Source organism: Yersinia antarctica, assembly GCF_056636475.1.
Window position 1 is genome coordinate 1000594 of record NZ_JBSJQF010000001.1, and the last position, 21144, is coordinate 1021737.

Here is a 21144-nt window from a genome sequence, read left to right on the forward strand (position 1 = left end):
TAAAAGCCGCCAGCGTAAAATTTTCCACTGGCGGCTGAGTATGTTACTGCGGTTTAACGTTTAGCCCTTACTGCCCCGGGCGGCAATAATCGTATCGGCGACATTACGTGGTGCTTCAGCATAGTGCTTGAACTCCATGGTATAGGTGGCACGGCCTTGCGACATGGAACGCAGCACGGTGGAGTAACCGAACATTTCGGATAACGGCACTTCTGCGCGGATAATCTTCCCGCCGCCAATCATCTCTTCCATGCCTTGTACCAAGCCACGGCGAGAAGAAAGGTCACCCATCACGTTACCGGCGTACTCTTCCGGTGTTTCTACTTCCACACTCATCACCGGTTCCAGAATCACTGGTGACGCCTGTTTGACCGCTTCTTTAAAACCAAAGATGGCGGCCATTTTAAACGCCAGTTCCGATGAATCCACTTCGTGATAGGAACCGAAAGTCAGTGTTACTTTCACATCCACTACCGGATAACCGGCCAATACACCGGTATTGGTGGCTTCGAGTACACCTTTCTCTACCGCACCGATATATTCACGCGGGACCACACCGCCTTTAGTTGCATCAACAAACGCAAAGCCGCTGCCCGCTTCCTGCGGTTCGAGGGTAAAGACCACATGGCCATATTGCCCCTTACCGCCAGACTGCCGCACAAATTTGCCTTCGACGTCAGTCACGGTTTTACGCACAGTTTCACGGTAGGTCACCTGTGGTTTACCGATATTGGCTTCCACACCGAACTCACGTTTCATCCGATCGACAATTATCTCCAGATGTAGCTCGCCCATACCGGAAATAATAGTCTGGCCTGATTCCTCGTCAGTACGGATACGGAACGACGGATCTTCTGATGCCAACCGTTGCAATGCGATCCCCATTTTCTCCTGATCGACTTTGGTCTTCGGTTCAATCGCTTGCGAAATCACTGGTTCGGGGAACTCCATCCGTACCAAGGTAATCACGGCATCCGGGTCACATAACGTCTCGCCGGTGGTGACATCTTTCAAACCGACACAGGCCGCAATATCACCGGCGCAGATTTCATCGACTTCAATGCGGTTGTTGGCATGCATCTGAACAATACGGCCAATACGCTCTTTCTTGCCGCGAATCGGGTTATAAACGCTATCACCTTTTCGCAACACACCGGAGTAAACCCGCACGAATGTTAACTGGCCGACGTAGGGGTCAGTCATCAGTTTAAATGCAAGTGCCGAGAATTTTTCATTATCATCGGCGCGGCGACTGACTTCATTGCCCTCTTCATCAGTGCCACTGACCGGTGGGATATCGACCGGTGACGGCATTAGTTCAACCACCGCATCCAGCATCCGCTGCACACCCTTGTTTTTAAAGGCACTGCCGCACATCATGGGCTGTATTTCGCCCGCAATGGTACGGATACGCAGACCTTGGGTGACCTCTTCCAGCGTCAGGTCACCGGTCTCCAGATACTCGGTCATTAGCGCCTCAGAGGCTTCAGCCGCTTCAGCGACCATCTTTTCGCGCCACTCATTGGCGGTTGCCAGCAAGTTTTCCGGGATCGGGGCGTAACTGAATGTCATACCCTGAGAGGCTTCATCCCAGATAATGGCCCGCATCAAACGAAGATCTACCACACCGATAAAGTGCTCTTCACTGCCGATCGGAATCACAATCGGCACTGGATTGGCCTTCAGGCGGTCAATCATCATCTGCCTAACGCGGAAGAAATCAGCACCTGGGCGGTCCATCTTATTGACGAAAGCCAATCGTGGCACGCGGTATTTGTTGGCCTGACGCCAGACCGTTTCTGATTGTGGCTGTACGCCACCTACCGCGTCATACACCATGACTGCACCGTCGAGTACCCGCATGGAGCGTTCCACCTCAATGGTGAAATCCACGTGCCCGGGGGTGTCGATAATATTAATACGGTGTTCCGGTAAGGTACGGTCCATACCTTTCCAGAAGCAGGTCACGGCAGCCGATGTAATGGTAATGCCACGTTCCTGCTCCTGAGCCATCCAGTCAGTTGTCGCGCCACCATCATGTACTTCACCCAGCTTATGACTGACGCCAGTGTAGAACAGAATACGCTCAGTGGTGGTTGTTTTACCGGCGTCGATGTGGGCGGAGATACCGATGTTGCGATAGCGCTCGATAGGAGTTTTACGTGCCATATTAAGTCCTTAAAAGATAATGGCAATTTCGGGGCGGGCGGTTTGCTGCTCTGCCGGGAAGTTGTTAAGTTATGATCTTGGTTGATCAATCGGTCGAGAGCAGCATAGTCCAATTGTACGAATATACACGTACAATTTGATTATTTGTTCTTAAAATATGCAATAATGGCGGCGTACAACGGCTGAGGTAGCTTTCAGCATGGCATGAGAATTAATTGTAGGGTCGACATGGCGTATAGGCTATATTGCGGCGCAGCTAAGCTGTGTAGCGGTAGCCAAATCAGGCGTGCTGGCCTGTCACTTATCTATAGGAATACTATGATTGCAAATCACCCTGAGCGTGAGCAGATCCGGCTGGAAAATGTGCTGACGGCTTTAGGTAATCCGCTGCGGTTAGCGGTAGTACGTAGGTTGGCGGCTGGTGGGGAGCATGCATGTGGCACCTTAGTGCAAGGGTTGTCTAAATCCACCCTGACCCATCATTGGCGCGTATTGCGGGAAAGCGGTGTTATCTGGCAGCGGCCTTGCGGGCGCGAGAGTTTGCTATCACTGCGACGCGATGATATTGATGCCCGTTTCCCCGGTTTATTGGATGTGTTGTTGAGCGCGGTGGAGAATGATGCAACCACCGATGAATCAACGGCGAAGCATCTGCCGGAGTGAGCTGAGGGCGACAGTGGCTATTTGCCGCCCTTAGTCAAAAGGTTAAATCTCTTGGGCGTGCGCCAAAACAAAATCTTCCGCTTCTTTCGACCACAAACCGTCGGTTTTACGCAAAATAGCCTGGAGTTGCTGTAATAACGGCAGCTCTTGTGATTGGCTCATCAACTCACTCAATGACGTCAGCGGGATATTTTTACCGGTATAGACCAATTTCTTACCGCCAATAATCTGCGGTAGATTTAAGGTGGTCTCTGCCGCGTCATTTAAACCCAGAATATGGGAGACCACTTTGCCGGCATTCACCTTCTTCGCTTCAATTAATTTTACTGCTTCGCGCATATCATCGGTATTACCGCCAGAGGTACCGACATAATGGGTAAATGAATAATGGATATCGTAGAAATTAACCGACGCCATAAAATTCTTATCCTGCGGGCCGGCAAAGAAATTAAAGCAGCCGTCCGGTGCCAATAAGCTTGAAGCCAAGGTGACTAATTCTGCGGAAGGTACGAAGACAAATATATCGTCGTAGCCTTTTCCGCCAGTCAAAGCCATTAAACGTTCAAACTGATCCTCTGTTTGTTTGGTATTGAGATAATGTACTGCTGTTGATGATTCGCTCGGATACAGGCGGGCGGCATAATCTAGTTTTTGCTGGTGACGGTCAGTTATCACCAGTAATTGTGGATTGACTGGCCCGTGCAGCGCGTAATCAATGGCCAATAATCCCATCGGACCAGTACCGCCGAGAATTAGCACATTCCCACCAGGTTTTATGCCCATCTTATGCTGGTATGTGCCGGGAATAAGATGGTAATTGGCGTTAAATGCGCCGATAACACAAGAAAGCGGTTCTACCAAGGATCCTTCGAAATAGCTTTCACCTTCATAAGGCAGCAGACAGTCTTGTTCCATCACCTCATTAGGGATAACCACATGGGTGGCTTCGCCGCCGACATAAGGGAATGAATAGCCTGGGCAGTCAGGGCGGTCGGGTAATTGCAAGTTGGCTTGAATCACATAACGGCTGCCGGGTTTAAATTTATGCTGCCATTTTTTACCCACTTGTAAAATATCGCCGCAAAATTCATGGCCGATAATAATCGGATTTTCTGCCACATTATCCGGCACCTTTTTATGCTCAGCCCCCAGATTGGCCTCTTTCCACGAAGAAAGACAAATACTGTCGGTCACTACCGTGGCCAGAATTTCATCATCATTTATTTCCGGTAAGGTGAAGCTTTCCAGTCGTAGGTCATTCTTACCATATAAACGCAATGCTTTGGTCTTCATTTGGAACCACCTCAATCATTTTTAAATATAAAAAAACAGCAGATCGAATAAAAAATCTCCCCGGCATAAATCAGGAAAGAATGCCAAGCCATGAGCCTAAAATACCAAGGCCAAACAAGGAGAAGATAAGCCAGATAGGGTTAATTTTACGTTTGAGTAATCGCATCATTAACAGGGTTAGTGCCAGTGCCAACAGGCCGGGACAGAGCTGATCCAGAATGTTTTGCACCGTCATGGTTACCGTGCTGCCGTCCTGTGCCGGTGTTTTCGAAATCACCAGTGGCACATTGATGCTGGTCCATTTGGTGACCAAAACCCCCATGATAAACAGGCCCAGAATGGACGCGCCTTCCGTCAGCTTTTGTAGCAGATTGCCGCCAAGGTCTTTGACGATATTGACCCCCTTGGTAAAGCCGTATTGCAGGCCGAACCATTTCAATGCCAGACGAACAGAGTTGAAGGATAAGAAGAACAGTATCGGGCCTAGTACATTGCCATTTAGCGCCAGCGAGGCCCCCAAGGCTGCGGTGATTGGGCGTAAGGTTCCCCAGATCAATGGGTCACCGACTCCGGCCAATGGCCCCATTAGCCCGACTTTCAGACTATTAATTGCCCCTTCATCAATGTCGGCCCCATTGGCTCGCGCTTCTTCCATCGCCGCCGTCACCCCGATAACCGGGCCACAGACGGCGGGAGTGGTGTTGAAGAACACTAAATGACGTTTTAAGGCAGCAACCTGATCTTCTTTCAGTGGGTACAAACGCTTGATTGCGGGCACCATGTCATAGCAAAAACCTAAGCCGTGGATACGTTCATAGTTAAAAGAGGCCTGTTGTAAGTTACTGCGTAAGAACATTTTAAACAGATCAGAGCGAGTTAATTGTTTGTGAGGTGTGCTCATTTCAGCGTCTCCTAATCTTCTAATTCATCAAGTTTGGCGTGGCTGGCTGACGTCGCAGGAGCCGCCGGTTTCTGATACAGAGGATTTAACTGGATATATAGCAAGGCAATAATCAGGCCGATGCCACCGAAGGCGAGCAGGCTGAAACCAAGGTAGCCACCGACAATAAAACCGAGGAAGAAGAAGGGCATAAGGTATTTCACGCCCATCATGTTGAGTACCATGGCATAACCGACCACCACAATAAATCCGCCCGCGATTTGTAACCCATGGGTGACTACGGTTGGAATCGCGCTGAGCATGTGACTGACGGTATCGGCACTGACAAAGATGGATACGATCAAAACCGGTATCGCCACGCGCAGAGCCTGAACCAGTAGGGCTGAGACATGCATTAAGTCGATCATGGCAAAGTTGGCTTTTTCTGCGGCCCTATCTGCTGCGTGCTGGAAAACCACGGTAATGGTACGGGCGAACACTGTCAGCACCTGACCGGCTGCCGCCACGGGTAGGGCGATAGCAATCCCGGTGGCAATGTTTTGATGGCCGACAATCACCAGAATGGTTGAGATAATACTGGCGAGGGCGGAATCGGGGGATTGCGCCGCACCGACGTTCATCCACCCGAGGGCGATCAATTCCAAGGTACCGCCGAGAATCACGCCGGTGGTCATATCACCGAGGATCAGGCCAGTAATGGTACAGGCGATTAATGGCCGATGAGTTTGAAATTCATCCAGCACACTGCCCATACCGGCGATGCATGAGAAAATAAAGATTAAGATTATCTGTACTAAACTTATTTCCATGGTGGACCCCTTTCGGCAATATACTCCTATTAACCCTGGCCACTATCGCCATGGATTATCATTAAATAGTTTCATTGCCCAGGTTGAGTAATCGGATTTAAATGTTTAATAAAACCTGAGTTATTATTTGTCGGTTGTGTTAAATGTCGTTATTTAGACTCCAGTTCACGTATTTTTTTAATCACATCTACCTGAGGGTCGGAAGTGACTACCCGTAAATCCAAATGTACGCCACGTTCAGCTAATGCATAAAAGGCTTTAATATCCTCCTGATCAACTGATACTGCTTTAGTTAATTGCCTTTTACCTTGTTTAAATGCCATGCCACCAATATTAATAACTTCAATCTTCACGCCTTGATCCACCAGGCGCAAAACATCGGTCGGATTGGTAAATAAATAAAAAACCGTATCATTACTGTAATTAGGATTGTGGTAAACCGCGACGGCTTTTTCTATATTAACCACGTTTACTTTTATTCCCGGAGGTGCTGCCTGTTTTAATAACGTTTTACGAATATCATCGTTATAGACTTCGTCGCTACAGATAATAATCCGCCCAGCTTTGGCCTCTTTCGCCCATACTGTGGTGACCTGACCGTGAATCAGCCGGTCGTCAATTCTTGCCAGATTGATTTTCATATAAAGTCGGCCTCTTCTTCTTCGACATTCTGTAAGTGATGGAATGACTGCACACACTGCGCGCCGATTTCCAGTAAGTAATCAGCCAGTTCTATTACTGCCATCGAGTGCTGGTTATCGGCAATCTCCAGTGCCAGTGGTAGTGATAATCCACTGATAACTTGAATGTTGTGATTGTTGAATGCCAACCGTGCGGCAGCGTTGTATGGGCTGCCACCTTGCAAATCAACCGCAATCAGCCAAGAGCAACTGTCACTATGTGCCATCACATCCTGCATTTTTGTCACTAAATCTTCGGCATTTTCACCACGGTTAAATAACAGCGGGGTAATATTTTGTGTTTCGCCATACACCATATTGACGGAGTTAAGCATTGAAACCGCTAAATCACCATGAGCACAAAAAATGACACTAACCATCATACCTCCTGTTTAGCCTCGGGTTTTACCACCGGCAATGTTGTAGGTAACGCCGGTAATATAGCTGGCACGTTCGGATAATAAGTAAGTCACAAAATCAGCCACTTCTGATAGTTTTCCAGCCCGGCCAATTGGAATGGCATTCTTGGTATAACCGTCACGTAACTGCTCAACCGTTATATTACGGGTGTAGGCCAGTGCTTCTTCATAATCCAGGGTGCGCAAACCGGTTTTCTCCAAAATACCCGGCGCGACGCCCACCACACGAATACCGTATTTTCCCAGTTCTTTGGCCCAGGAGCGGGTAAAACTATATAGTGCGGCTTTAGTTGCGGCATAACAGCTTTGTCCTTCAGAGCCTTCTAATCCACTTTCCGACGTGAGATTAATAATGACACCGCGTTTGTTCTCAACCATATTGCGTGCCACGGCTTGTGACATCAGATACACCCCTTTCTGATTCACATTTACCATTTTTTCAAATTCGTTATCTTTCAGCTCATATTGGCTGTGGCTCTGTTTCGGATCGACCAGCAGACGGGGGAGATTAATCCCGGCATTATTAACTAATGCATCAATATGCCCATGTTGGGTTAGAATATTATCAATTGCAGTCTGTACACTGCTACGGTCTGAAATATCCAATTGAATAAAACTCAGCTGTGGATTATTTTTAATGTCACCGTCAAGTTTATTAACATCGGCTAATTGCACCTTGGCACCTGCCGCCAGTAACTCTTCCACAATAGCGTAGCCAATCCCTGATGCACCACCGGTTACAATGACAACTTTATCTTTTAAATTAAGCCAATCGTTCATAGAATTTCCCTGCTGTTCTGAATTTTGCTAATACTCAGCCATACACCCTAAGGCGCAATTAATTGAGTTTTTTTATATAAAGAGGAAAGGTTAATGATGACTGACAGTAAACTTTTCCTCATTGTATTTCTTTAGCTGCTTTTTATGCCGTTAGTTTGAGTATCTCCTCAGCAGTTTCTTTCGTGGTCACCAGACTATTAATATACTTTCCTTTAATTGCTCCGATGATCCCGCTGATTTTTTCATGGGAATGCGCAATACCGATGGAATAACGGGCTTTTTTAATTTTCTCTAAGTCGATAGTGATCGTCTTATCGCTAATGTAGGTTTCCACCGGGTTGCCCTGCAAATCGTAAAAACGCGAACAAATATCGCCAGCAACCTGTCGGTCATTAAAGTGATCAATAACATCACTGCCATAAAAAGCGCGCCAGGTGGAATTCCCCGAGATATTGGGTGAACCAATACCGAATATAGCGATATCCAGCCGCTGCCAATAGTCAGCGATAGCCTGATAATGCTGAGATTGCACAATGCCATCACGGATAACACTTTTCTCCAGAATTGCCGGGAAATCGATCAACAATGACTCGCCTTTTAATTTCATTGCGGCGCTATAAACCAGGGTATTCACATGATAACGGCTTTCCAGTTTACCTGAGGGGCCACCCACCATCGGGATACAGGTTAACTGACGCGATACCGGTGATATATCCATTTGCTCAATCAGGGTGGCAATCGCACTGCCCCAAGAGAAGCCGAGGATATCGCCATTTTCAATAATTCGGTTTAACAATGCGGCACACTGTTTTGCCATTAATATCAACTGATGTTCTGGCGATTGATCATGTTCTGAAGAGACGACAATCGCCTCACGTAATTTAAAACGCGACTTCAACTGCTGTTCCAGTAACAGATTCTCGTTATAGTTATAATTGATTGAAATAGTAACAATGCCCTGTTCGCGTACTTTTTTTAGCATTCGGCTGATACTGGTGCGATAAATACCGAGCGCGCGTGCTATCTCCGCTTGCGTGAAGTTTTGCTCGTAATACATTTGTGCAATTTTCACCATCAGGCGCAGATCGTCGCTCTTTTCCATTTTCAACCTCTTGCACATTTGTGCAAATGTTATTAAGTTATCTATGGCTTGATATAATCACTTTCCATTTTTGAAGTCAAAAGCACAATATAACGAATAACTCTCAATATCTTCCATAAAAAACCAATTGAAGCGCTATTACCCACTTTAGTTATCGCACAGATGTGCATTTATATTTAATGAATTGATTTATATTAAATAAATTGAAATAGGGTTTTTGTGTGCCGCAACGATCTTGACGACAAAATTTGGATTGTGATCACATTTTTATTTTGCGTGATATGGTTGGTTTTGCACATATGTGCAAAATGGCGCGGTTATAGCACTAACCCCGGTAATACTTATCCGAGGTTAGTCAGGGAAAGGGACTAATTCAGTAACGGTTTGTAGTGATGGGGCTGGCGCATGGTGACCAGATCTTTACGGCGCACGACATTGGTTGGGTAGGGGCTGCCGGCGAGAGACGCGGTATTAATGGTTTGTGTTACGGCTTGCGTTTCTTGCCACAGCAGCCGCTCAAGACGTGGGAAAGTGAAGGTTTCCGGCCCGAATATTCCGCTATATCCTCCTTGCTGATTGAGGTCATCGACAGCATTGGCAAAGGCCAAATAAAGATTATTTTCCCCCGCGCGGGTTCTGAATAAGTGCCAGTGTAGCGGGTCGGCTCCCATTGGAATCGGATAATTTTGCACCACGACACTGCCCGCATGCGCAGCAGTGAACCCCGCAGGAAGTGCGGCGGAACAGGCGATAATATCGCATCCCATCAGGGCCAAAATACGCGCTGATTCGGGCAACAGTGCATCATGGCCCAGCAGCAATCCGACCCTTCCGAGCGCAGTATCAAATACGCGCCAGTGCTCCCCAGCGCTAGCCCACGCTTGATGTGCTCGAGACAGATGTATTTGCCGATAGGTGCCAATGACCCCCTCCGGCCCCAACATAATCTGGGTGTTGTAGCACTTATCTTGCTGTTTTTCGGCCATTCCTACTACCAGATATACCCGTAACTTTATAGCCAGACGAGCCAGCGCCTGCACCGCGGGACTTTCTGATGTTTGGGCCTGAACCGCACCCGCGAGATAACCGGTCAGTGATAACTCCGGGAACACGATAAGCTCACTGCCTTGCTGTAACACCGCCTCTTCTGTCAGGGCGGTAATTGCTGCCAAATTATCCTCCACCCGTTCTGTTGGGGAGAACTGCGCTACCGTGATCCGGCTCTGCTTACCGGGCGGCAACGGCCGTTGCCCGTAAAGCCCAAAGAAATCCTGTGGGTTCCACAAAAAACTGTCACTTAATAGCGCGTGATAATAGTCAGGGCGGCGCTGCTCAAACACTAACTCGCCTAACACTTGACGCTGACGGCTACGGCTGATGTCAATTTCGGCATAAGCAATCCCATCGCCGCCATCCACCACCGCAGCAATGTTGCCATCAGGCTCAATGATGCAACTGCCACCGCTAAATTGCACGCCGCGCTCTAATCCCCAGCGGTTGCTTTCCAACAGATAGCAGCCATTTTCCATGGCCCGGCTGATCCAGTAAGGGGCCGGAGTGCGCTCTGCCAGCCAGTTGCTGATATGGCAAATGACATCAACGCCATCCAGTGCCAGCAGACGGGCCGTTTCGGGAAAATGAATATCCATACACACCAGCATGCCAATACGTCCCAGCGGTGTATCAAACACTTGATGCCCGACGTCACCCGCAGCAGCCCATTTAGGCTCTGAAATATAGGGGTGGCTTTTGCGATGGCAGCCAATCACCCCCTGCGGCCCGATGAGTACCGCACTGTTGTAATACAGCGCTGTTTGCGGATCCACTTCTGGCATCCCTAAGACGATATAGCATTGATAACGCTGCGCCAGTTGCGCAAAGCGGGCGGTGCTCTCACCGGGGACGGTTTCGACCATGGGCGCAATCTCTTGTCGATCAAACCAACAGTAACCGGTGGTCGCCATTTCTGGCGTGGTAATCAGACGAGCACCTTTCTGTGCCGCCTGTTCTACCAATGCCAGTAACTGACGCAAATTCGCTTCTTTGGCAAACATTAAGGGTTCAAATTGAATTGCGGCTGCAAGAAAAGGCGTTATCGACATGATGATCCTCATAAATAATAAATTTTAGGTTCGGCATATAGCGGCAATTAAACTCAATTCTTCCGGTGATTGGCAGCCGCTGGTGTGGTCCAAGAGAAAATATCGTTGGCTTGAATCAATGCGCACGAGATCTCTTCGACGGTAATGCGCTTATCCATGGCCTGATGGCGCAGGATGTCGTAAGCCTGCTCTTCACCAATGCTGTGCATCCGCATCAGGATCGCTTTGGCCTCACTGACCTGGCGAACCCCGAGCACTTTTTTCTCCAGCCGTTCGATTCGATCACTCATCAGCCGCTGCTGTTGGGCATGGTGTAAAGCAAACACCATGGCTGACAATAAGCCTGAGGCGCGAATGGGAGTGGTTATCGAGGTGCCCGCGCCCATATTGAGTGCTTGATCAATAAATGTCGGATTTTCATAGGTAATAACTGCTATCAGGGCATGTTTGTTAGGGTTGAGCCATGACACATCTGGTTCCGGGTTATCTGACTGTAATGCATAGAAAATCAGATCTGTATCGGCGGGGAGTTGCTCAGGGATAGGCCAGAAAGCCTTAACCTTAAACCCCATTCGGCGTAAATGATTGGTGAGGGTGGCACCGTCTTCGTCGTCGGGATGTAACACCACACAACGGATCCCACGACTGAGTAATAGGGCGGTTGCACTGATTCTGCTATCGCTAGGTCGCATGTGGATACCCCACTGTCGTTAACTTCGTGACCCAATCGCCCTGAATCTGATTAGTCATATAGGGGTCGGGTTCGACGATACGGCGAGACTCCTGCACGACGGTAAATTGCCCATGCTCATTCGCCATACCAATGCGTGGATACAGTCCGGTATGTTGATTCAGCGGGTCAATACGAATGCGGCCTTGAGGGGCATCAAATTGGCTCCCACGCAGTGCGGCAGACAGTGGGAAGATATGGTCGCTGCCGCATTCTGCCATGGCTTTGGCAAACAGATGCACCTGGCTGTAAGTGGCTTCCCAATTCATGTCGGTGGTGAGTTCCGGCCCGAATTGTTGATGGAATTGTTTAAGTGCTGATTGATTTGCTTTGGTGCTAATGCTTTGGAAATAGGGAGCTGAACTGAAATGGCCCTGTGCCACTTGTGCCCCCATAATGGCAATCTCGGTTTCTGATGTATTCAAGCTGCCAATTGGCATGCGGCCAGGATCCAGCCCCGCAGCCTGATAAGCCTGATACAAAAAGGGGACTGTTTGACCTACCACGGTACTGAAGATGAAGTCGGGCTGCTTTTTGGTTATCTCCTCAATGATGGGCAGAAACGCCTCATAAGGTGCATTCAGATCTAAATAGCGCTCGCCAATAACCGCGCCATCGTGGCGTTGCAGAATTAACTCCTGCATGTTGCGATTACATTCATAAGGGTAAATATAACGGGAGCCAATCAAATAAACCCGCGCGCCAAACTGCCCGGTGAGATAGTCCGCCAGTTGTACACAGTTTTGATTAGGTGCCGCGCCGCCGTAAAAGATATTCTCCGAAAACTCAAAGCCTTCATACAGTTGTGAGTAGAACAGCAGCCGACGGTACTTTTCGACGATGGGTGACATGGCTTTACGGCTACTGGAGGTGTAGCCGCCAAAAATCACATTAACCTCATGTTCGACGATCAATTGTTCGGCCAAGGCACGGAACTGCGTATCGTCAGATTGTGGGTCAAAATGAATCGCATTCAGTGGCCTGCCGTTGATGCCGCCATTTTGGTTAATTTCGGCAATAGCCTGTGTTGCTCCCCGCCATTGCGACAGCTCTTGTGCCGCCGTCACACCGCTGAAGGAGTACAGTAAGCCAATGTTGACCGGTGTATCTGAACTCATAGGCACCTGCTTATCCAAACTCGATGAATACCCGTCATACTTCAAGCTGCAGGGGTGTTGGCTGCCCTCGTTACTGGGCCTCGCCTCTGCGAGGCCGCTGCAAACAGCGTTCAAATTGGTTCCTGACCGATTTGTCACTCACTTGCCGCCTTCCTGCAACTCGAATTATTTAGGGTCTAGAATTTTTACTGTGCTAGCTGTTTTTACTGCGCTAAAAGTTCTTTGTTAAGCATCGCGCCGACGGTGTATTTCGGGTCGACCATGTTGCCCAGCCGCACTTTGCCGCATTGGCTCAGTAACATGTAGGCATCCCACTGTTCGAAGCCAAAATCGGCCACCAGCCAGTAAATCAGGTCGCGATAAGCAATACGGGTGGCATCCTCTAACGGGCGCGCACTGCCGATACTCATGATGGTTTCGGCGTTCTCCATTCGTGGCCAGGAGAGTTGCCAGTTCTTAATCAAATCCACTTTGATGGTGGTGATTGAGGCGAACTCCACCGCGGTGCCGCAAATCTCCCCATCCCCCTGACAGGCATGAGCATCACCAATAAACAGGCGTCCTCCGGGGGCGCGCACCGGCAGATAAGTAATGCTCCCCGGCCCGATATCCGGGACATCCATATTCCCGCCGTGATTATCCGGCGTGAGTGAATTGATTGAGTCAATTTCTGGCGACACACTTAGGGTGCCAATGTGGGGTTTATAGGGCAGGGTATGGCGTTCGCTCCAGTAGACCTTTTCGCTATCGAGCTTAATCATGCGCACTTTTTCTGGTAGTGGGTCATTGAGCATGGCGGTTAGATCTGTTCCGGTCAGCCCGCCAAAATGGGGGATCATCGCACAGATGCCGTGCGGGTTAACGCCACGCGGCAACATGGATTCGATATAAACTGCGATCACATCCCCTTTCTCGGCACCATTGACCATGATCGGGCCATTTTGTGGGTTGAGAAAGGGCATTTTGAGCAGTTGGCTCGGAATATCTTGCTCTGAGCTAATGGCACCTTCAAAGGCATCGCGGGTATCGACAATCACCCGATCACCGGGTTCAATGGTCAGCACCGGTGTTGAGTAGGGGCCGATAGTATAGTGAAACTCTTTTTGCATCTCTTCGGTCAGATGATGGGCCACCGGTTTACGTCCAGCACCGACACCGCGTTTGACCATGATTGATTCTTCCAGCCATTTCATTAGCAATTCTCCACGTAATATACTCGTCATACTTCAAGCTGCATGTGCGCTGGCTGCCATCACTCACCCAATATATTGATTTATCTAAACTAATTGGGTTGGTTTCGTTGCCACTTTCCTGAAACTCGAACTATTTAGGGTATAGCGGCATCCGGTTACAAAGCCAGATGACGGCGCATTAAAAGATCATCAGAAAGTTGTTGTTGGGTCAGGTTTTCTACTATTTGGCCTTTGTCCATCACTGCGCACCGTTGTGCGGCCCGCTGGATCATTGCGATATCCTGTTCAACCAGAATCACTGCCACATGCAGTTCGCGGGCAATGCGCACCAGAGTATCGGCAATGATATTGACGATAGAGGGCTGAACACCTTCCGAGGGTTCATCCAACAGTAATACTTTGGGTGAGCCGACCAAGGCTCTGGCGATAGCCAATTGTTGTTGCTCGCCGCCACTCATGGTGCCGGCTTTTTGTTTGAGTCTTTGGCGCAAGATGGGGAAGTAATCCAGCACCCGCTCCAGCAAGTCTTTAGCAAACTCACGGTGTTCTCGTACAAACTGCATGCCGACTTGCAGGTTCTCCGCCACCGTCAGACCAGCAAACACTTCACGTCCTTGCGGGACGTAACCAATCCCCAAGCGGGCACGGCGCTGCGGTGAGGCTAGGGTGATGTCAGTCTCGCCCAACAAAATGCTGCCTTGTTTCGTCGGTACCGCACCAATTAAAGTGCGCATCAGTGTGGTTTTCCCCACCCCATTGCGGCCAATCAAACCTAAGACTTCTGCGGCGTGCAGTTGCAGTGTTACGCCATTAAGCACTTGCCCACCGCCATAACCGCCGGTCAGCCCCTCTATTTGCAACACCACGTTATTCATACCGCTTTCCCCAAATAGATATCCGCCACATCCTCACGGGCCAGCACGTCGGCGGCATTGCCGTCAGCAAAAACCTGCCCGCCATGGAGGACCGTGACTTGTGAGGCAATCTGGCGCACGAATGTCATGTCGTGTTCCACGACCATCAGCGTCAGACCATCACTCTGCATCTGCTTAATCAGCTCACCAGTGAGATAGGTTTCATCAATAGATAAGCCTGCCACTGGCTCATCAAGCATTAGCAACGTCGGTTGCAGCGACACGGCCATCGCAATTTCCAGCCACTGTTTTTTGCCGTGAGACAAGTTACCGGCCAACTGATGGTATTCAGAGCTCAGCTTAAAGCGCTCGAGTAGCTCATCGACACTGACCGCTTGTGAGCGAACCTCTGGGCGTAAGTGGCTGAGTGATAATTGCAAATGTTGCTCAACGGTCAATTCAGGGAAAATACCGGGGATCTGAAACTTAATGCTCATGCCCATCCTGATGCGCTGGAAGGGGGCTAAAGTATTCAGCCGACGATTGAAGAAACGGATATCCCCATCACTTGGCGTATGTTCACCAGTCAGTAATTTGAAAAAGGTACTTTTACCGGCGCCATTCGGGCCAATGACACAGCGCACTTCACCGCGACGTATTTGCAAATCGACCTTATTGATAACCTGAATGCCACCGAAGCGCTTACTCAGCCCACGGGTTTCGAGGATCAGATCCTGTGATGCCTGATTCATAGCGATTCCCCTTTCTTCTGACGTGCGGCAGATAAGCGGGTGATTTTTTCTGCCAGCCAAGGTAATAGACCATTAGGGGCGGCCAGCACGACAAACAGCAGAATGGCCCCCAGCAGGATCATGGCGTATTCGCTGCCATAGATAGCCAACCATTGGGATAACCACACCAGCAGGGCTGTGATGACCACCGTGCCGAAAATGTTTTTACGCCCAGCGGTCGCTACCCAGATAACCGGCATCGCGGCGGCAGTTAGCCCCATGGAAGAGGGGGTAATGTAAGAACCCCACAGGGTATAAAGTGCGCCGGATAACCCGGAGAGCACGCCACCCAGCACGAACACCAGTAATTGGTAGCGGCGGATATCAATACCGAGCATTTCTGCCCGACGTGGGTTCTCACGAATAGAGGCCAGTGTCAGGCCAAAATCGGAGCGCAATAAGCGCCGAACAGCCCAATAAACCCCCGCGAGCAGCACGATAATCAGGTAGTAGAACGCATTGCCTTCCAGTGTCAGTAATTCGCCGCCAAACCACGGTAGGGAGAGTGGCGGCATACCTGACATACCATTAAACCCATTCAGTCGCGCGCTGCCGATAGCCCATTGCGGGCCTGCGGTCTGGGACATAAAGGTTTCCAATACCAGCGTGAAAGAGAGCGTCACAATGCCGATAAAAATACCGGTCACCCCGCCGTAAAACATCAGATAGCCCAGTGCCGCCGCCACGGTGGCAGCCACTAGCAGTGCCATGACCAGCCCCGACCAGGTGGAGAGTACCCCATCGCCAAAATTCAGCGTCATCACGCCATAGGTGTAACCGGCAAGGCCAAAGAAGGCGGTCTGCCCGAAAGATAAAATGCCGCCATGCCCCCACATTGCGGCCAATCCGATGGCACAGAAGGTCCAGAGTAGGAAGTAGGAGAAGTCGCCTATCATGGCGCTATCGACCACTAACGGCAGCGCGAGTGCGCCGGCCAGAATTAACATTGCCGCCAGCCGAGTGGTGGAGGGCGTGCGTTGCTTCACCGTCGATAAATTAACAGAGGTCATTGTCACATTAGGCTCCTAGCGGTTACGGGTAAACAGGCTGCCAATACCGTTAGGCAGTAAGCGGATAACCAAGACAGCGGTGACCAGTAAGCCAATTTGCCCCGCCAGTTGCCCATACCAGGAGTTCAGCCCGGTTTGTATCGCACCTAAGGCAATCGCTGCAGGAATGGTGCCAACAAGTACATTGGCGCCACCGACCACTACCGAAACAAAGGCTTGAACAATAAAGCTGCTGCCCATGGTGGGTACGGCGGTTAGCGTCGGGGCATAAATGGCCCCTGCGAGCCCCGCCAGCCCTGCGCCCAGCGCGAATGTCAGGGTATAAATACGATCAGTTTCTAACCCCAGGCAGGAGGCCATGCGGGCGTTTTGAATGGTAGCTCTGGCACAGACGCCGTAATTGGTGTGGAAGAACAGCCAATAGAGCACCATTAATATGGCAATGGCGAAAAAGGGTAGTAATGCGCGGTAAGTGGCAAACGAGTATTCGCCAAGGGTGAAAGAGCCGAAAGGCGTAGACAATCCCTCCAGTGATGGACCGGCGATCAGCAACATACTTTGCTGCACAATCAGGCTGATAGCCCACGTCGCCACCACCGAATCATACAAACGGCCATAGAGATGGCGCACCACAAGGCGCTCGACCACCCCGCCGAAGAACGCCGCCGCTAAGGTACCGGCGAGCATGGCAAAAGGCAGTGGCAAGCCTGCTTTGTTCATCAGGATGGTGACATAAGCACCACACATAATGAATTCGCCATGTGCCAGATTTATCACGCCCATCATGCCAAAAATAACCGCCAGCCCTAGTGCTGCCAGCACCAGATAGGCGAAGTTATCGCCAAACTGATAAATCACCGAATAGAGAAAGGATAGCGTTAACATCGTTTGGCAATCCCTGGTGTCCTGATTGACACTATTGAAAATGGATAACACAGGGAAGCCCGCTCAAGCGGCGACTTCCCTATAAAATAGCCCGTTCAAACTGCTGACAAAGTCAAATGAAGGGGAAACGTGCCGCTGGGATCGCTCTTAGTTTCAAATACAAGTGCGTAAGCCATCGGAGCGCCCCGAGGTGTGGTCCCCCCTTCACTCACCAAGCTATCAATAGCTTTGTCATTAGCGTGGTTTAGGCCTTTTTCGGCGGAGATGATGGTGTGTATTGGCTGTTATCCGGTTTCACCGGCAAGTTACAACCGGCCTCACCCAACCAATACGGTTTGATATCGGCCCACACTTTCGGGATCTCGATTGAGTGGTCATCTTTGACATGAGCCAGATAGATGGTGTGGCTCAAATGATGGCTTTTCGGATCGATACAGACTTTTCCTGAAGGGCCATCGGTACAGATATCACCACTTTCCAGTGATTTACGCACCGCGTCCATATCGGTGCTGCCCGCTTTTTCTACCGCCGCTTTGTACAGATAAACTGCGTCGTAGGCATTGGCCGCTTCCTGATTGATGTACGGTTCATTCGGGAATTTGGCGTGAAAACGCTGTTTGAAATCATTACTGGCGGGGCTATCCACCTCTTCAATGTAGTTAGCCGTGATATACATATCTTTCAGTGCCGGGGCTTTAAAGCGTTTGTGCTCATAAGCTTGGCCGACGTTAACTGAACTCCCCATCGGCAAGTTCAATTTTGCTGCGGCTTGTTGCTCGTAATAAGAAGATTGGTTCGCTCCGACCAGCAAAGTCATCACGAAATCAGGTTTGGCTTTCTGGATGTTCTGAATGGTTTGACCAAATTGCGAAACACTCAGCGGAATAAACTCCTCACCCACCATGGTGCCGCCATTCTCTTCCACAATTTTGCGTACCCATTCAGCTGAGATTTGCCCGAAGTTATAGTCGGCAGCAATGGTGTAAACTTTTTTGCCGTACTTCTCCATCATCCATGGGATCAGGGTTGAGAACTGCTGTTCAGGCACGGCGCCGGTGACGAAAACATTGGAGTCACACACGCCGCCTTCATACTGATTGTTATACCAGTAGAGCTGCTTTTCACGGTCCATTATCGGGCGGATAGCTTCGCGTGAGGCACTGGAAAACGCCCCGAATATCACATCTACTTTGTCATTTTTAATTAAGCGGCGAGCCATTTGTTGAAAGCGGGTGTTATCGGATTGCGTATCGTATTTGACCAACTCGATTGGGCGTCCGAGTATGCCGCCTTTGGCATTGATTTCTTCTACTGCCAGTTCTGTAGCATGAATTTTGGGAATAACCGGCAAAGCAAAGTTACCGGAAGCATCTTCCAATAAACCAATTTTCACCGGTTTTTCTGCCGCGATCGTCATACCTGAGTAGGTCACGGCAAATGCAGTTGCCAGCGCGATTGAGAGCGCAGCGTAATGACATTTTATTCTTGACCGTTTTATTCTGGACATAAGTACCCCTGATATTGGTTAAAAAAGTGGGTCTGAAAAAAAGCCAAAAAAAAAGCCCGGCAAAGTCAGATGACATTGCGAGGGCTCTATTGCCATAACCACAAGCCGACAACGTTGGCGTTCTTGCGGAGAAGTCAGGGTCACTATAAAAAGTAATCAGAGTTATTGTCAACGAAGAATTTCCAATAAAAATCAAATAGTAAAATTGAAATTCGTTGCACTAAATCAGGGCTTTACGTTGCACGTAAATGGTTCATTCGTTTGGGGCTGGTGGGGGGCGCTAACTGTGGATGATGAAAAGCAAAATGGCGAGATTATCCATGTAGAGCATAGTGAAGAGAATGGCGGAGGTTAATAAATTGCACCAGTGGGGTGCTTAAAAACTATTCGAAATTTTATCTGCTTTTTATCTGTAAATTTTTTATTTGTAAACTTTTTATTTGTAATAAATCCAACCCCGGCGAAACCACCGAGGTTGGATTTTAATGTTAACCGCAGCGGTTACATCTTGATGCCTGGATCTGTTGGAAGAAATCATTACCTTTATCATCTACCAAGATAAAGGCTGGGAAGTCTTCCACTTCAATTTTCCAGATGGCTTCCATACCCAGTTCAGGATATTCCACACACTCCAGACTCTTAATGCTGTTTTGTGCCAATACTGCGGCTGGGCCGCCAATGCTGCCCAAATAGAAGCCGCCGTGTTTGTGACAGGCATCGGTCACTTGCTGGCTACGGTTGCCTTTTGCCAGCATGATCATGCTGCCGCCGTGGGATTGCAGGAGGTCCACGTAGGAATCCATGCGGCCCGCGGTGGTTGGCCCGAGGGAGCCTGATGCATAACCTTCTGGCGTTTTGGCCGGCCCGGCGTAGTAGATCGGATGATCTTTAATGTATTGCGGCAAACCTTCACCGTTATCCAACCGTTCTTTTAATTTTGCATGGGCAATATCACGGCCAACAATAATCGTCCCACTCAGTGACAGGCGGGTTGATACCGGATACTGAGACAGCTCTTTTAAGATATCGGCCATTGGGCGGTTAAGGTCGATTTTAACCACTTTGCCTTCGGTGCTCTGGCGCAAATGCTCAGGAATATATTTCCCTGGGTTTTGCTCTAGCCTTTCCAGCCAAATCCCTTTGCGGTTAATCTTGCCTTTAATATTACGGTCGGCAGAGCAGGAGACCCCCATCCCGACAGGGCAGGATGCACCATGACGCGGCAAACGCACCACCCGCACATCATGAGCAAAGTATTTGCCGCCGAACTGCGCGCCTAAACCTAAGTCCTGTGCCGCTTCCAGTAGCTCTTGTTCCAGCGCGGTATCACGGAAAGCTTGCCCGTGCTCATTCCCTTCAGTCGGCAGACCATCATAATATTTGGTTGAGGCTAATTTGACGGTCTTGAGGGTACTTTCAGCCGACGTCCCACCAATCACAAAGGCGATATGGTATGGCGGGCAGGCCGCGGTACCCAAGGTGCGCATTTTCTCGACCAGATACTCTTTCAGCTTGCCCGGAGACAGCAGCGCCTTGGTTTCCTGATACAGATAGGTCTTGTTGGCTGAGCCACCACCTTTGGTGACGAACAGGAATTTGTAGTCCTCGCCTTCAGTGCTGTACAGGTCAATTTGTGCTGGCAGGTTGGTGCCGGTGTTCACTTCTTGGTACATATCCAGCGCCGCGTTTTGCGAGTAGCGCAGGTTATCTTCAATAAAGGTGTTATACACGCCGCGTGACAGGGCTTCTGCGTCATTGCCACCGGTCCAAACACGTTGGCCTTTTTTGCCGACGATAATTGCGGTGCCGGTATCCTGACAGGTCGGTAAAATCCCTTTGGCGGAAATTTCCGAATTACGCAGGAATTGCAGAGCAACATATTTGTCATTTTCGCTCGCTTCTGGATCATCCAAAATAGCGGCAACTTGCTTTTGGTGAGCGGGGCGTAGCAGGAATGAGGCGTCGTGGAAAGCGTGTTGGGCGAGGAGGGTCAGGGCTTCTGGCTCGACTTTTAGCATGTCGTGGCCTTCAAACTGGGTAACCGAGACGTGATTATTACTGACAAGGTAATACTCAGTATCATCTTCCTTTAACGGGAAGGGATCCTGATAGTGGAACGGTTTGTTTGACATATTTTT

The 21144-nt window shown here is 49.5% G+C and carries 19 protein-coding genes; 1 reads left to right on the forward strand and 18 read right to left on the reverse strand.

All coding sequences use genetic code 11. From position 1 onward, the window contains the following. Positions 1 to 60 precede the first annotated feature (60 nt). Positions 61 to 2169, reverse strand: a complete 2109-nt coding sequence (fusA, locus tag ACWJJO_RS04430; RefSeq protein WP_083160343.1) for an elongation factor G — start codon at positions 2167 to 2169, stop codon at positions 61 to 63. 318 nt (positions 2170 to 2487) lie between these two features. On the opposite strand from fusA, the gene ACWJJO_RS04435 reads away from it, so the two are divergent. Further along, positions 2488 to 2832 (forward strand): ArsR/SmtB family transcription factor, encoded by a 345-nt coding sequence (locus ACWJJO_RS04435; RefSeq protein ID WP_005181869.1) that lies wholly within the window; start codon positions 2488 to 2490, stop codon positions 2830 to 2832. 42 nt (positions 2833 to 2874) lie between these two features. Here the strand turns inward: ACWJJO_RS04435 and ACWJJO_RS04440 are convergent, their stop codons facing one another. The 17 genes from ACWJJO_RS04440 to fumA all read right to left on the reverse strand — a co-directional run bounded on the left by ACWJJO_RS04440 (position 2875) and on the right by fumA (position 21138). Continuing rightward, positions 2875 to 4125: a zinc-binding dehydrogenase gene (locus ACWJJO_RS04440; RefSeq protein ID WP_083160341.1), complete on the reverse strand. Its 1251-nt coding sequence runs from the start codon at positions 4123 to 4125 to the stop codon at positions 2875 to 2877. A 70-nt stretch (positions 4126 to 4195) separates the two neighbouring features. Continuing rightward, a complete protein-coding gene (locus ACWJJO_RS04445; RefSeq protein ID WP_083160339.1) occupies positions 4196 to 5026 on the reverse strand; it encodes a PTS system mannose/fructose/sorbose family transporter subunit IID in 831 nt (276 codons plus the stop codon). Positions 5027 to 5037: 11 nt separating this feature from the next. Beyond that, positions 5038 to 5835 carry a PTS mannose/fructose/sorbose transporter subunit IIC gene (locus ACWJJO_RS04450; protein WP_193784718.1) on the reverse strand — a complete coding sequence of 266 codons (798 nt, stop codon included), beginning with the start codon at positions 5833 to 5835 and terminating at the stop codon, positions 5038 to 5040. Positions 5836 to 5984: 149 nt separating this feature from the next. After that, positions 5985 to 6476, reverse strand: coding sequence for a mannose/fructose/sorbose PTS transporter subunit IIB (locus ACWJJO_RS04455; protein ID WP_372558090.1), 492 nt, complete (start codon positions 6474 to 6476; stop codon positions 5985 to 5987). Continuing rightward, the gene (locus ACWJJO_RS04460) at positions 6473 to 6895 is read right to left on the reverse strand and encodes a PTS sugar transporter subunit IIA (protein ID WP_442821456.1); all 423 of its coding nucleotides are present in this window, start codon (positions 6893 to 6895) and stop codon (positions 6473 to 6475) included. The genes ACWJJO_RS04455 and ACWJJO_RS04460 overlap by 4 nt, the downstream gene beginning before the upstream one ends. Before the next feature lie 12 nt (positions 6896 to 6907). Beyond that, positions 6908 to 7714 (reverse strand): SDR family oxidoreductase, encoded by an 807-nt coding sequence (locus ACWJJO_RS04465; protein WP_083160331.1) that lies wholly within the window; start codon positions 7712 to 7714, stop codon positions 6908 to 6910. A 142-nt stretch (positions 7715 to 7856) separates the two neighbouring features. Beyond that, on the reverse strand, positions 7857 to 8816 hold the full coding sequence (locus tag ACWJJO_RS04470; protein ID WP_083160323.1) for a sugar-binding transcriptional regulator: 960 nt from the start codon (positions 8814 to 8816) through the stop codon (positions 7857 to 7859). A gap of 368 nt (positions 8817 to 9184) precedes the next feature. Then, on the reverse strand, positions 9185 to 10918 hold the full coding sequence (locus tag ACWJJO_RS04475) for a nitrilase-related carbon-nitrogen hydrolase (RefSeq protein ID WP_481090679.1): 1734 nt from the start codon (positions 10916 to 10918) through the stop codon (positions 9185 to 9187). A 53-nt stretch (positions 10919 to 10971) separates the two neighbouring features. Continuing rightward, positions 10972 to 11610, reverse strand: a complete 639-nt coding sequence (locus ACWJJO_RS04480; RefSeq protein WP_481090680.1) for an ANTAR domain-containing response regulator — start codon at positions 11608 to 11610, stop codon at positions 10972 to 10974. Further along, a complete protein-coding gene (locus ACWJJO_RS04485; protein WP_372568720.1) occupies positions 11600 to 12766 on the reverse strand; it encodes a transporter substrate-binding domain-containing protein in 1167 nt (388 codons plus the stop codon). The genes ACWJJO_RS04480 and ACWJJO_RS04485 overlap by 11 nt, the downstream gene beginning before the upstream one ends. Positions 12767 to 12969: 203 nt before the next feature. Beyond that, entirely contained in the window at positions 12970 to 13959 is a 990-nt protein-coding gene (locus ACWJJO_RS04490) for an acetamidase/formamidase family protein (protein WP_481090681.1), read from the reverse strand. 155 nt (positions 13960 to 14114) lie between these two features. Beyond that, on the reverse strand, positions 14115 to 14834 hold the full coding sequence (locus ACWJJO_RS04495) for an ABC transporter ATP-binding protein (RefSeq protein WP_083160315.1): 720 nt from the start codon (positions 14832 to 14834) through the stop codon (positions 14115 to 14117). Next, complete coding sequence (locus tag ACWJJO_RS04500) at positions 14831 to 15565, reverse strand: ABC transporter ATP-binding protein (RefSeq protein ID WP_083160313.1); 735 nt, start codon at positions 15563 to 15565, stop codon at positions 14831 to 14833. Before ACWJJO_RS04500 ends, ACWJJO_RS04495 begins: the two co-directional genes overlap by 4 nt. Next, positions 15562 to 16620: an ABC transporter permease subunit gene (locus tag ACWJJO_RS04505; RefSeq protein ID WP_083160311.1), complete on the reverse strand. Its 1059-nt coding sequence runs from the start codon at positions 16618 to 16620 to the stop codon at positions 15562 to 15564. The genes ACWJJO_RS04500 and ACWJJO_RS04505 overlap by 4 nt, the downstream gene beginning before the upstream one ends. A 9-nt stretch (positions 16621 to 16629) precedes the next feature. Continuing rightward, the gene (locus tag ACWJJO_RS04510) at positions 16630 to 17499 is read right to left on the reverse strand and encodes an ABC transporter permease subunit (RefSeq protein WP_005181910.1); all 870 of its coding nucleotides are present in this window, start codon (positions 17497 to 17499) and stop codon (positions 16630 to 16632) included. Between the two features lie 244 nt (positions 17500 to 17743). Next, positions 17744 to 18910 (reverse strand): urea ABC transporter substrate-binding protein, encoded by a 1167-nt coding sequence (locus ACWJJO_RS04515; protein WP_019080392.1) that lies wholly within the window; start codon positions 18908 to 18910, stop codon positions 17744 to 17746. Between the two features lie 584 nt (positions 18911 to 19494). Next, positions 19495 to 21138: a class I fumarate hydratase FumA gene (fumA, locus tag ACWJJO_RS04520; RefSeq protein ID WP_083160309.1), complete on the reverse strand. Its 1644-nt coding sequence runs from the start codon at positions 21136 to 21138 to the stop codon at positions 19495 to 19497. Between the last annotated feature and the right edge of the window lie 6 nt (positions 21139 to 21144).